Genomic DNA, 12232 nt, shown 5'->3' with positions numbered 1-12232 from the left:
TAACCCCTTGCGCGAACTGACTATCAGGATTCTTGCATGTCTCTCCGACCCTATATCGTCGGCAATTGGAAAATGAACGGAACCCGCGCGATGCTCTCTGAAGCTCGTGCGATCGACCGTGCGGCGCAGCGCTACATGAAGGTCGAGGTCGCCGTGGCGCCGCCGTTCACGCTCATCCACGCCGTCCATCGCGAAGCCGAGCAGATCGCTGTCGGTGCACAGGATTGCCATGCCGATCCCGACGGCGCGCATACAGGCGACATTTCCGCGACCATGGCCGCCGATGCCGGCGCGAAATTCGTGATCCTGGGCCATAGCGAACGCCGCCAGGACCACGGCGAATCCAACGAACTGGTCCGGAGCAAGGCCGAGGCGGCGCTGGAAGCCGGGCTCAAGGTCATCCTGTGCTGCGGCGAACCCGAGGAAAAGCGCGACGAGGGCAAGGCCGAGGAGTTCGTCCTCACCCAGCTCAAGCTGTCGCTGCCGGATGCGATGGAAGATGTCGTCGAGCGTTTGACCATTGCCTACGAACCGATCTGGGCGATCGGCACCGGGCGTACGCCGACGCTGGACGATATTGCTGCCATGCACGGGGCGATCCGCGCGTTTCTCGTCGAGCGATTCGGCGAAGAAGACGGCGGACAGATTCGCATCCTCTATGGCGGTTCGGTAAAGCCTGAAAACGCGCGCGAAATCCTCGGCGTGGCCAATGTCGGCGGCGCGCTGGTGGGCGGGGCGAGCCTGACGGCGGACAGCTTCATGAATATCGCGCTCGCGGCCGGAGACGCCGAAGAGCAGTAGGGCACGCAGCGCCGCGCATCTTGTGCCAGGGCCGCCGCGCCCCTAAATGCGCGGGTAATTGATCATTATCGGGCAAACATCATGTCGCTCTTTCTTTTCCTTACCGTCGTGCAGGCCATCGTTGCTGCGGCCCTCGTCGGCGTCGTGCTGATGCAGCGCAGCGAAGGGGGCGGCCTCGGCATCGGCGGCAGTCCGAGCGGGATGATGAGCGCGCGCGGCGCGGCCGATTTCCTTACGCGTACGACCAAGTGGCTGGCGGTCGCCTTCGTCGGTCTGTCGATCGCCCTTGCGGCGGTCGCGGTCGAAACGACCGGTGGCGATGCCATCGAATCGACTCTTGACCGTAATGTTACCAGCACCGAGTCGGACCCGCTCGCAGCGCCTGCGGTGCCGGGTGACGATGCCCCCTCGACGCCAAGCGACGATCCGCTCTCGCCGGCGACCGAATAAGCTCCAAATAGCGCAGACATGTGGATTGCGGGCGTTTGCCTGCCCAATCCGCTTGCGCCGAATCCAGTTTCACGACTAAGGCCCAACTCCCATGGCGCGGTATATTTTCATCACCGGCGGCGTGGTCTCCTCGCTCGGAAAAGGTCTCATGGCGGCATCGCTCGGCGCGCTGCTGCAGGCGCGCGGCTACAAGGTCCGCATCCGTAAGTTCGACCCCTATCTGAACGTCGATCCGGGCACGATGAGCCCGTACCAGCACGGCGAGGTCTATGTGACCGACGACGGGGCCGAGACGGATCTCGACTTAGGGCACTACGAGCGCTTCACCGGCGTTTCTGCGCGCCAGAGCGACAACATCACCTCGGGCCGGGTCTATCAGGACATCATCGCCAAGGAACGCCGCGGTGACTACCTCGGCGCCACGGTGCAGGTGATCCCGCACGTTACCGACGCGATCAAGAATTTCGCGCTCGCCGACCAGGACGATCTCGATTTCATCCTTTGCGAGATCGGCGGGACCGTGGGCGACATCGAGTCCCTGCCTTTCATGGAGGCGATCCGCCAGCTCAGGAACGAGCTGGAGCCGATGCAGACGCTCAGCGTCCACGTGACGCTGGTACCCTACATTGCGGCTGCGGGTGAGTTGAAGACCAAGCCGACCCAGCATTCGGTACGCGAACTCGCGAGCCTCGGGATCAAGCCCGATGTGCTGCTCTGCCGCGCCGAACATCCGCTGCCCGATGGCGAGCGGCAGAAGATCGCCAATTTCTGCAACGTACGCAAAGAAGCCGTGATCCCCGCGCTTGACGCACCGTCGATCTATTCGGTGCCGCTGCAATATCACGAGGAAGGCCTCGATGCCGAGGTTTTGCGCGGCTTCGGAATCGTGGATGCGCCTGCGCCCGACCTGTCGGCATGGGACGATGTTACCGACCGTTATTTCAATCCCGAAGGCGAAGTGACGATCGGCGTGGTCGGCAAATATGTCGGCCTCCAGGATGCGTACAAGTCGCTGAACGAGGCACTGGTCCACGGCGGGCTCGCCAACCGCGTGAAGGTCAATATCCGCTGGATCGATGCCGAGGTCTTCGAAGAGGACGATGCGGCGATCGCCGCCAAGCTCGAGCCCCTGCACGGGATCCTCGTACCCGGCGGCTTCGGCGAACGGGGCAGTGAAGGCAAGATCGCCAGCGTGCGCTTCGCGCGCGAACGCAAAGTGCCCTTCTTCGGCATTTGTCTCGGCATGCAGATGGCCTGCATCGAAGGCGCGCGCGAGGCGGGGCACGCGCTAGCGTCCTCGACCGAATTCGGCGAAACCGAGGAGCCGGTCGTCGGCATCATCACCGAATGGATGACCGAGGAGGGCCTCGAAAAGCGTGAAGCAGGGGGCGATCTCGGTGGCACGATGCGGCTGGGAGCGTACGAAGCCAAGCTCGACGGCAACAGCCACGTGAGCGCGATCTACGGCGGCGCCACCGAGATTTCCGAGCGGCACCGCCATCGCTACGAGGTCAATGCGGCCTATCGCGATGCGCTGGAAGGGCAGGGGTTGATCTTTTCAGGCATGTCGCCCGACGGCCTTCTGCCCGAAATCGTCGAACGGCCCGATCACCCCTGGTTCGTCGGCGTGCAGTTCCATCCGGAGCTCAAATCCAAGCCATTCGACCCGCACCCGCTGTTTTCCGGCTTCATCAAGGCCGCGCTGCACCAGTCCCGTCTGGTCTAGGCAATTAACCTAGTCGCTTTACCCGCGAATCTGTCGCGTTTCTGCAAGTTTCGGTATGGCGGACCTACTAAAGTAGGCCAATGGTTACCATTTTTACCGATCACCCCTTTATCTTTTGCGCATAACACCGCATGTAGATCGTAAGGGTGTGGACAGCATCCGAGGGGCATATCCGGAGCAACGGGGTTTCCAAGGTAAACAGGGCTTGTCCCGGTTTTGATCGTCTTCTGCGACCCGGACGGTTAGGATCGGACGAGGCGGCCACAGGTCGCGGGGCGGATCTTCAAGCGGGTCCGCCCCATATTATTCAGACCGATGTTTCCGTTGCGCGAAACGAAAAGGGGCCCGCCCAGCGAAGGGCAGGCCCCGATCATTTCACCGTTTCTGCCGGTTAGGCAGCGTTAGCTTCGTCGTCCTTCTTGTCGCCATCGACCACGTTGAGGGTCTTCTGGTCGCCGATCAGGATCTTCTTCGGCTTCATCGCCTCGGGCACTTCGCGCACGAGATCGATCACCAGCAGGCCGTCCCGCAGGTCGGCATTGGCGACGCGTACGTAGTCGGCCAGTTCGAAGCGACGTTCGAACCCGCGGTTGGCGATGCCGACGTGAAGCATCTCGCCGTCTGCGGCTTCCTCGCGTTTCTTGCCGGTCACCGTCAGCAGGTTCTGCTGCGCGGTAATATCGAGATCTTCCGGACGGAAGCCTGCGATCGCGAGCGTGATGCGATATTCGTCATCGCCACGCTTTTCGATGTTGAAGGGCGGGTAATTGTCGCTGCCGCCCTGGCGAACATTGCTTTCCAGCATGTCGAACAGGCGGTCGAAACCGACGGTGCTGCGACGATAGGGGGTGAAATCAAGACGTGACATATTCAAATCCTCCAATGAGCAATTCAATTGCAAGGAACCCGCATCCGCGGCATTCCGTTGGTCAAATGACACGATCCGATATGGCATCGCGCCAAACCTGAATATAAGTCGGATAAAATGGCTTTCAAGCCCTGCCAAGCGTCGGAAAAACAAGGATTTTCAATGTCTGAACCCAAGGTCGACATCTACACTAAATTCGGTTGCGGTTACTGCGTCCGCGCCAAGCGCCTGCTCGACGAAAAAGGCGTCGACTACGAGGAATTCGACATCACCATGGGCGGCCCGAAACGGGACGAAATGCGCGAGCGCGCGCCCGGTGCGATGACGGTGCCGCAAATCTTCATCGGCGATACGCATGTCGGCGGTTCCGACGAGCTTCACGCGTTGGAGCGTGAAGGCAAACTCGATCCGCTGCTGGCAGGCTGAGGGCAGTCAGGTCGATGCCTAGGATAGCCGTCCTGCAAATGACCTCGGGGATCGATCCTGAGGCCAATTTCGCCGCGATTGAGCAGGCGGCGCGGGAAGCGAGTGCGGGCGGGGCGGAAATGCTGTTCACGCCTGAGATGAGCCTGTTGCTCGATCGCGATCGCAAGCGCGCGGCGCAGCATATCGCTCCGCAGGCCCAATCCCCATACCCTGAGCGGCTGCAAGCCATAGCCCGTGAGGCAGGGCTGTGGCTGACTGTGGGCGCACCGGTCAGGGTCGAAGACGATCGTTACGCCAATCGACAATGGTTGTTCTACCCGAGGGGCGAGAGCCCAGTGCATTACGACAAGATCCACATGTTCGATGTCGATCTTGCCGATGGCGAGAGTTGGCGTGAATCGAACGCCTACCGTCCGGGTGAGGAAGTCGTATTGGTCGACGACACGCCCGTGGGACGGCTTGGCCTGACGATTTGCTATGACCTGCGCTTTCCGGCGCTATTTGAAGAGCTGGGCAATGCGCGGGCCGATTGCATCGCGATCCCTGCGGCTTTCACGCGACCGACCGGCGCGGCGCATTGGCACACGCTGGTCCGCGCCCGCGCCATCGAAGCGAGCGCCTTCGTTGTCGCAGCGGCGCAGGTCGGCGAGCACGAAGACGGTCGAAAAACTTATGGTCACAGCCTGGTAGTCGATCCGTGGGGCGAGGTCCTGCTCGACATGAGCGGAGACAAACCGGGCCTGGGCTTCGCCGATATCGATTTGGCGCGCATCGAGGAAGTGCGGCGACAGGTCCCCAGCCTTGCCAACCGCCGCCCGATCCCTCAATCCACCGCGCAATGATCGTCTACGACCTTTCCTGCTCGAGCAGCCATCGGTTCGAGGTCTGGTTCCGCTCCAGCGCGGACTTTGCCGAGCAGCGCGAGAAGGGCTGGCTGCAATGCCCCGAATGCGGTTGCGAGCAGGTCGACAAGGCGCCCATGGCTCCATCCGTGCCGGCGAAATCCAGTGCGCGCAGCGAAGCGCTGTCGAACGCGCCCGCGCAAGAGATCGTCAGCGGCGGCGAGAGCGCGATTCCGCCTAAGGTCATGGAAGCGATGAAAGCGCTGGCCAAAGCGCAGTCCGAGGCCATCAAGGAGAGCAAGTGGGTCGGCAAGGACTTCGCCCAGCAGGCGCGGGACATGCATTATGGCGAGAAGGACGAAGAGTTGATCCACGGCAAGGCCACGCCGGAAGAAGCGCAAGACCTGGTCGACGAAGGCATTGCCGTCGCGCCGCTGCTCGTGCCGGTGGCCGATCCCGACGAACTCAATTGATTGATTGCCGCTGGGCTTGCCCTTAAGGCGCGAGAGGGGCGCCCGTAGCTCAGTCGGATAGAGCACCAGATTCCTAATCTGGGGGCCACAGGTTCGAATCCTGTCGGGCGCACCACCGAGGTTCGGTGTCGAAGCGCGCAGCGCGAAGACGTCCAGAGCACAGCGGCGGACAATCCGTTTGGGGACGCTATTGAAATTTGGGAGACGATTACATGACCGACAGCCCATGGACCCGCCGCATCAGCGGCCTCGCTTTCTGGCTGGCCATCGCCGCCGTCGCGGTTGCGCTGATCGGGACAACGCTCGCCCGGTACGATGTGATCGGCAAGCTCCCCGGCTTCATGTCCTTTGTCTACATGGCCATGGCGGGCGGCGGAATCGCCGTGCTCGCGCTGATTGCGCTCGTCATGAACTGGCGCGCCGGTTGGCCGGCTGCCGGCAAGGCAGTGACTGCGCTAGTGATCGGGGTTGCGGCCTTCGGTGCGCTGTCGCTGCTGCGCAGTACCGCGGCCGACTATCCCTTTATCCACGACGTCACGACCGACCTCGACAATCCGCCCGAATTTGCCGAGCTGATCGTCCCGGAAGACAATCTGCGCGGCACGGAAGGCGTCGAAGACTGGAAGGCCCAGCACCGCGAGGGCTATCCCGACATCGATGGTATTCTCGTCGCGATGAGCCCGGCCGAGGTTGTCGCGAAGGCGGCGGAGCTCGCGGAAGAGCGCGGCTGGACGATCGCCGCAACTGCGCCTGAGAAAGGGCGCTTCGAAGCGGTTGCCTATGCGTCATGGATCAAGTTCGAGGATATCGTCGTGCTTCGGGCGGTGCCGGCGGACGGCGGGCGAACGCGGGTCGACATGCGATCCGTCAGCCGGGTCGGTCAAAGCGACCTTGGCGAGAACGCCAAGCGCATTCGCGAATTCCTGGCTGCGCTTCAGACAGGCTGATTTCGCTCGGCGAGCCACGATAGCAGGACGAGCACCAGCGACATGCCAGCGCACAGCCCGGCGATGCCGTTCCAGCCGGCCAGATCGTACGCCACTGGGGCGGCCCAACTGGCAATGCCCGCACCGCCAAACATCATGATGATATAGCCGGTCATCAGCCGGGTGCGGATTTCCGGCGCGAGGCTGAGGAAGGTCATGCGCCCGGCTACATCGATGGTCGGGCCGACGATGTTGGTGATGATCAGAGGGATCAGCAGCAGCCACAGGCTCGACCCGGTCGGCCAATAAAGCAGGATGCCGAAAGCCTGGACGCACCCCAGTATTACGCGGGCGCGGTAGGGGCCGACACTGTCTGCCCACCCGCTGAGCCGCGGTGTCGCATAGATGCTGACGATGGCAATGGCAGCGAGGTAGCCGACGGTGTCGGTGCCGTATCCCATCTCGGGGCTCGTCAGGTGGAAGGCGAGGCCGAGCCAGATAATCAGGAACATGCCGAAGTTGAGCGCCTGTATCGCCCCGGAAAGCGCCACGCGTGGGTATTGCGCCAATAGGGTCAGGGTAGAGCCCACCAAGGCAAAATAGCCTTGCTCCGGAGTTGCGTCAGACTGCTGCGCGCGACCTTCCATGATGAAGGGAATCGCACACGTGACCGAAGCCATGAGCGCTGCCGCGATCCAGTAGACCCAGCGCCAGTCGGCCCACTCGGCGACCAGTCCTGCGCCGACGCGGGCGACCAGGATGGCAACGATGATCCCGGCCGTCAGCACGCCGGTCACTTTGCCCAATGCCTCGCGCGGCACGCGCTTCGAGGCATAGGCCGGGAGCAGGTAGGGTACGATGGTGACGAAGCCGAGCAAGGTCGAAGCGGCGACGAAAAGCACGAAATCCTGCGCCAGCGCCATCACCACCAGTGTCCCAGTCTGGCAGGCCGCGAGCACTATCGACAGGGTGCGATTGCTGATCCGGTCGCCGAGCGGGAGCAGCAGGAAAATGCCCAGAGCCAAAGCGATCTGGTTGAAGGCCGGGACGAGGCCGATCTGGGCGGGAGAGACGTCGAAATGCTGCCCGATCTCGGCGATGATCGGGTGGATGTAATAGGCGTTGGCGACCGTCACGCCCGTAAGCAGGGCCAACCACCATTGGTCGGCCCTGCTCAGACCGGCGCGGGCGCCGGGGTCGCTATCGTCGTCTGCCACCCGAGGCGGCTATCAGCTTTCGCTGGCGCTCCCAAGCGGAACCCGTTCCTTGAAGGTATGGGTGATGTAAGGGAACGGAATCTCGATCCCAGCATCGTCCAGCGCCCGCTTGATGGCGCGGACCACGCGGTCGCGGCTTTCGTGCATGTCGCGCGGTTTGGAGCCTGCCCACCATCGCACGTTGAAGTTCACAGAGCTGTCGGCGAACTCGCTCGCGAACACGTCGATACCCTTGTCGGTGAGGACATTGTCGACGCCTTCGACAGCTTTGCGAATAACTTCGGCCGCATGATCGAGATCTGTGTCGTAGGAGACCCCGGCCACGACTTCGTGCCGGCGCTCGGTCTCGTCGGTAAGGATCTCGACCGGGTTCTTGAACAGCATCGAGTTCGGCACCAGCGTCACTTCACCCGACAACTTGCGGACATAGGTTTCGCGCAAGGTGATGTGCTCGACCTTGCCGATGATGCCTTCGCACTCGATCACATCGCCAATCCGCATCTTCTCGCGCAGCATGATGAGCACGCCGGCGAGGAAATTCTCGAAAATGTCCTGGAACGCGAAACCGATCGCGACCGCGCCGATACCGAGGCCGGCGATCAGGCTCGCAGGCGTCATGCCGGGCATGACCACGATCAGCGCCACCATCAGGCCGACGATCCAGATCGCCAGTTTTACGACGGTGTCGATAAGGTTCTTGAGGCTGGGCCGGATTTCGGTCTTGCCGGTCAGTCCATCGGCGATCTTCGCGGCGAATTTGGCGATGATCCAGGTGATGAACAGAATGAACAGCGCAATGGCCAGGTTGGGCAGGGCGCGGATCAAACCTTCGCCCATGCCGACCAGCTGATCCTGCAAGGTTGCGATCGTGTTTACGGTGCGGTCGAAACTCTCGTCCGGCGCCACCGGTGTCTGTTGTGTCATGAAAACCCCTCTGAACTTACCCGCAAAACGGGCGATATTCGCAGGGGTTCCGGAATTTGCAACATGCGACGCGCGAGTGCTCGTGCGCCGGTCAGTCTACACCGTGCTCCTTGCGGGCAAGGTCGTGCAGCCAGTCGGCGTGGCGAGGGGCCTTCTTGGTTTCGCTCCATTCGTCGAGCATCATCGGCGCAACGCGCTTGAGCTCGGCATACTGCTCCTCGGTGCCGATGTCGGCCGCCAGTTCGACGCGGTGGCCGTTGGGGTCGAAGAAATAGATCGACTTGAAGATACCGTGGTGCGTCGGGCCCAGAACATCGATGCCTTGCGCTTCGATATGCTCTTTCGCTGCGAGCAATTCTTTCTCGCTACCGACGCGGAAGGCCAGATGCTGGACCCAGGCCGGGGTGTTTTCGTCACGGCCCATGTCCTTCTGGTTGGGCAGCTCGAAGAAGGCGAGGATGTTGCCGTTTCCCGCGTCGAGGAAGACGTGCATGTAGGGATCGTATTCGCCCGTCGATGGCACATGGTCTTCGGCAAACGCAGTGGTGTAATCCATGCCGAGGACGCGGCCGTACCATTCGACGGTCTCCTTCGCGTCCTTGCAGCGATAGGCGGCATGGTGGACGCCGCCCAGTTTTACGGGATGGCTGGACTGGTCGTTCATTCTGCCGGCTCCGCTTCGACGCTCTTGGCGTCATCGACACTCAGGGTTCCGCGCTTGATCTGGTCGCGTTCCATCGACTCGAACAGTGCCTTGAAGTTCCCTTCGCCGAAGCCTTCGTCACCCTTGCGCTGGATGAATTCGAAGAACACCGGGCCGACCTGCGCTTCGGCAAAAATCTGCAGCAGCAGGCGGGGCTGACCGCCCTCAGTCGTGCCGTCGAGCAGGATGCCGCGCATTTTGAGTTCGTCGACATTCTCGCCATGGCCGGGCAAACGCTCATCGAGCATTTCGTAATAGGTTTCCGGCGGCGCGGTCATGAACGGCACGCCGAATTCCTTCAGCCGGTCCCAACAGGAGATGAGATCATCGCAGATCAACGCGATGTGCTGGATGCCTTCGCCGTTGAACTCGCGCAGGAACTCCTCGATCTGGCCCTTGCCGCCTTCGCCTTCTTCGTTGAGCGGGATGCGGATCTTGCCGTCGGGCGCGGTCAGGGCCTTGGAGGTCAGGCCGGTATATTCGCCTTTGATGTCGAAAAAGCGGATTTCCTTGAAGTTGAAGAGCGTCTCGTAATAGTCCGCCCAGTACTTCATGCGGCCAGTGTAGACGTTGTGGGTCAGGTGATCGATGACCTTGAAACCTGCGCCCTCGGGGTATTTGTCGACACCCGGCAGATAGTCGAAGTCGATGTCGTAGATCGACAAACCATCACCGTTCTCGTCCTCATAACGATCGACGAGATACAGGATCGCGCCGCCGATTCCGCGGATCGCAGGGATCGCGAGTTCCATCGGGCCGGTTTCGACCTGCACCGGTTCGGCCCCTGCATCCATCAGGTGATCCCAGGCGGCGGCCGCATCTTTCACGCGGAACGCCATGCCACAGGCCGAAGGGCCGTGCTCGCGCGCGAAATACCACGCGGCGCTGCGCGGTTCGTAATTCGCGATCAGGTTGATGCCGCCCTGGCGCCACAAATGCACGTCTTTCGAGCGGTGCGTTGCGACATGGGTGAAGCCCATTGCTTCGAACACAGGTTCAAGCTGGCCTTTCTCGGGCGCGCAGAATTCGACGAACTCGAAGCCGTCGAGACCAGCGGGATTTTCGAATAGATCGGCCATGGGGGAACTCCTGAATATTCTGAGGTCGGCAAACTAGTTTCAAGAGAAACTATATCGCATTAGGCGAATTTACACAAGGGGTAGGGCGGGTGTAAAATGTGGCCGCGCTTTGAAGCCCACTGGCGAATCAGGCGCGAAAGGTGCACGGTTCGACTCATGCCAGATTCGTTTCATCGCATTTTCGGGAAGACCGCTTGATGCTGCGAATCCGCTATGATTCTGTCGTCTTCATGACCAGGCAGGGGCACAAGATCATCCTCCCGCGGGAGAAGTTCACACACGCGCTGGCGCTGGCCGCTCTGCTGCTGATGCTTGGGCTCGCAGCTTTCGGGCCGAGCGGTGCGTTGGCGTGGAGCGAATACGAGCAATTGCTGGATCAGCGGCAGGACCAGATCGCCGCGCTCAATGAAGAGCGCGACGAATTGCGCAATCGCGTCGCTGCGCTCGATCCCGAAGGTGCCGATCCCGACATGGTCGGCGAGTTGCTGCGCAAGAACCTCAATGTCGTCCATCCCGACGAAGTCGTGCTGCCGATCGAGCCGCAGGACTGAGCCTTCGGGCGCCCAAAACCCTTCGCGCATAGGTATTTCCGTAGCGTCGGACGCGCACAGGCGTTGCGCGGCGGGCGCGCTTGCCCTTATAGGCTGGCGCGGCCGCTGCTTCCTTGAGGACGGCCTAACTTTTGGAGGAATGCCCCCTTGGCCAAAGCCAGCACGCGAAAGACGCCCGCGAAGAAGAAATCGTCCGTCAAGCCCAATCCAGCAGCGACCGACGAGGATTTCGTCCTGCACAGCCTCCAGGAGGAGTTCGAGAAGAACAAGCGCTACAAGGCGAGCGACAAGGAGATGCTCGATTTCTACGAGCAGATGCTCCTCATCCGCCGGTTCGAGGAGCGGGCGGGGCAGCTCTACGGTCTCGGCCTGATCGGCGGTTTCTGTCATCTTTATATCGGTCAGGAAGCTGTAGCGATCGGCCTTCAGAGTGCGCTCGACGGGGACAAGGACAGCGTCATCACCGGCTATCGCGACCATGGCCACATGCTCGCCTATGGCATCGATCCCAAAGTTATCATGGCCGAGCTGACCGGCCGCGAAGCCGGTATCTCCAAGGGCAAGGGCGGCTCGATGCACATGTTCAGCACCGAGCATAAATTCTACGGCGGCCACGGAATTGTCGGCGCGCAGGTGGCGCTGGGCGGCGGGCTCGCCTTTGCGCACAAATACAATGAAGACGGCGGCATTTGCCTGGCTTATTTCGGCGATGGGGCGGCCAACCAGGGGCAGGTGTACGAGACCTTCAACATGGCGGCGCTCTGGAACCTGCCGATCGTCTTCGTGGTCGAGGACAACCAGTATGCGATGGGTACGTCGACCAAGCGTTCCAGTGCGGAGACGCGCTTCTACCGGCGCGGCACATCGTTCCGCATTCCGGGGATGGAAGTGAACGGGATGGATGTGCTGGAAGTACGCGCCGCGGCCGAGATCGCATTCAAGCATGTGCGCGAAGGCAACGGCCCGGTGCTGATGGAATGCAATACCTATCGCTATCGCGGGCACTCGATGTCCGACCCGGCCAAGTACCGCACGCGCGAAGAAGTGCAGGACCAACGCGATCATCACGATCCGATAGAAGGCCTGAAGAAAGCGCTGATCGAGCAGGGCAAGAGCGAGGACGACCTGAAAGCCATCGACAAGGCGATCCGCGCGCAGGTTTCCGAAGCGGCCGACTTCGCCGAGAACTCGCCCGAGCCCGATCCGAGCGAACTCTACACCGATGTCCTGGTGGAGGAGTATTGAG

The 12232-nt window shown here is 61.8% G+C and carries 14 protein-coding genes and 1 tRNA gene; 10 read left to right on the top strand and 5 right to left on the bottom strand.

Annotation, left to right across the window (positions count from 1 at the left end):
• The first annotated feature begins 36 nt into the window (after nt 1–36).
• From tpiA to EL2594_RS06405, 3 genes are all read left to right on the top strand, one after another.
• Nucleotides 37–801: a triose-phosphate isomerase gene (tpiA, locus tag EL2594_RS06415; RefSeq protein WP_011414222.1), complete on the top strand. Its 765-nt coding sequence runs from the start codon at nt 37–39 to the stop codon at nt 799–801.
• 81 nt (nt 802–882) lie between these two features.
• The gene (secG, locus tag EL2594_RS06410; protein ID WP_011414221.1) at nt 883–1251 is read left to right on the top strand and encodes a preprotein translocase subunit SecG; all 369 of its coding nucleotides are present in this window, start codon (nt 883–885) and stop codon (nt 1249–1251) included.
• A 91-nt stretch (nt 1252–1342) separates the two neighbouring features.
• A complete protein-coding gene (locus EL2594_RS06405; protein WP_011414220.1) occupies nt 1343–2977 on the top strand; it encodes a CTP synthase in 1635 nt (544 codons plus the stop codon).
• A 391-nt stretch (nt 2978–3368) separates the two neighbouring features.
• On the opposite strand, the gene EL2594_RS06400 is transcribed toward EL2594_RS06405, so the two are convergent.
• Nucleotides 3369–3845 (bottom strand): Hsp20 family protein, encoded by a 477-nt coding sequence (locus tag EL2594_RS06400; RefSeq protein WP_011414219.1) that lies wholly within the window; start codon nt 3843–3845, stop codon nt 3369–3371.
• A 162-nt stretch (nt 3846–4007) separates the two neighbouring features.
• Here EL2594_RS06400 and grxC point away from each other — a divergent pair, with 162 nt between their 5' ends.
• The 5 genes from grxC (at nt 4008) to EL2594_RS06375 (ending at nt 6533) form a co-directional block, all read left to right on the top strand.
• Nucleotides 4008–4271, top strand: coding sequence for a glutaredoxin 3 (grxC, locus tag EL2594_RS06395; RefSeq protein ID WP_011414218.1), 264 nt, complete (start codon nt 4008–4010; stop codon nt 4269–4271).
• Nucleotides 4272–4309: 38 nt separating this feature from the next.
• Nucleotides 4310–5113 (top strand): carbon-nitrogen hydrolase family protein, encoded by an 804-nt coding sequence (locus tag EL2594_RS06390; RefSeq protein WP_011414217.1) that lies wholly within the window; start codon nt 4310–4312, stop codon nt 5111–5113.
• On the top strand, nt 5110–5586 hold the full coding sequence (locus EL2594_RS06385; RefSeq protein ID WP_011414216.1) for a DUF1178 family protein: 477 nt from the start codon (nt 5110–5112) through the stop codon (nt 5584–5586). The genes EL2594_RS06390 and EL2594_RS06385 overlap by 4 nt, the downstream gene beginning before the upstream one ends.
• A 38-nt stretch (nt 5587–5624) precedes the next feature.
• Nucleotides 5625–5701: transfer RNA gene (locus EL2594_RS06380), tRNA-Arg, on the top strand.
• 97 nt (nt 5702–5798) lie between these two features.
• Nucleotides 5799–6533 carry a DUF1499 domain-containing protein gene (locus tag EL2594_RS06375; protein WP_011414215.1) on the top strand — a complete coding sequence of 245 codons (735 nt, stop codon included), beginning with the start codon at nt 5799–5801 and terminating at the stop codon, nt 6531–6533.
• Here the strand turns inward: EL2594_RS06375 and EL2594_RS06370 are convergent.
• From EL2594_RS06370 to hppD, 4 genes are all read right to left on the bottom strand, one after another.
• Nucleotides 6521–7729 carry an MFS transporter gene (locus tag EL2594_RS06370; protein ID WP_011414214.1) on the bottom strand — a complete coding sequence of 403 codons (1209 nt, stop codon included), beginning with the start codon at nt 7727–7729 and terminating at the stop codon, nt 6521–6523. The two genes, EL2594_RS06375 and EL2594_RS06370, sit on opposite strands and share 13 nt — an antisense overlap.
• Nucleotides 7730–7741: 12 nt before the next feature.
• Nucleotides 7742–8653 carry a mechanosensitive ion channel family protein gene (locus EL2594_RS06365; RefSeq protein ID WP_049762437.1) on the bottom strand — a complete coding sequence of 304 codons (912 nt, stop codon included), beginning with the start codon at nt 8651–8653 and terminating at the stop codon, nt 7742–7744.
• A 91-nt stretch (nt 8654–8744) separates the two neighbouring features.
• Entirely contained in the window at nt 8745–9317 is a 573-nt protein-coding gene (locus EL2594_RS06360) for a VOC family protein (protein ID WP_011414212.1), read from the bottom strand.
• Nucleotides 9314–10435 (bottom strand): 4-hydroxyphenylpyruvate dioxygenase, encoded by a 1122-nt coding sequence (gene hppD, locus EL2594_RS06355; protein WP_011414211.1) that lies wholly within the window; start codon nt 10433–10435, stop codon nt 9314–9316. Before hppD ends, EL2594_RS06360 begins: the two co-directional genes overlap by 4 nt.
• Nucleotides 10436–10665: 230 nt before the next feature.
• On the opposite strand from hppD, the gene EL2594_RS06350 reads away from it, so the two are divergent.
• Both EL2594_RS06350 and pdhA read left to right on the top strand, forming a co-directional pair.
• Nucleotides 10666–10986 carry an FtsB family cell division protein gene (locus EL2594_RS06350; protein ID WP_041685749.1) on the top strand — a complete coding sequence of 107 codons (321 nt, stop codon included), beginning with the start codon at nt 10666–10668 and terminating at the stop codon, nt 10984–10986.
• 147 nt (nt 10987–11133) lie between these two features.
• The gene (pdhA, locus tag EL2594_RS06345; RefSeq protein ID WP_011414209.1) at nt 11134–12231 is read left to right on the top strand and encodes a pyruvate dehydrogenase (acetyl-transferring) E1 component subunit alpha; all 1098 of its coding nucleotides are present in this window, start codon (nt 11134–11136) and stop codon (nt 12229–12231) included.
• The last annotated feature ends 1 nt before the right edge of the window (nt 12232 follow it).

Origin of the sequence: Erythrobacter litoralis HTCC2594 (assembly GCF_000013005.1) — a bacterium.
Lineage (GTDB): Bacteria > Pseudomonadota > Alphaproteobacteria > Sphingomonadales > Sphingomonadaceae > Parerythrobacter > Parerythrobacter litoralis_A.
This window is presented reverse-complemented; position numbering and strand designations above follow the sequence as displayed.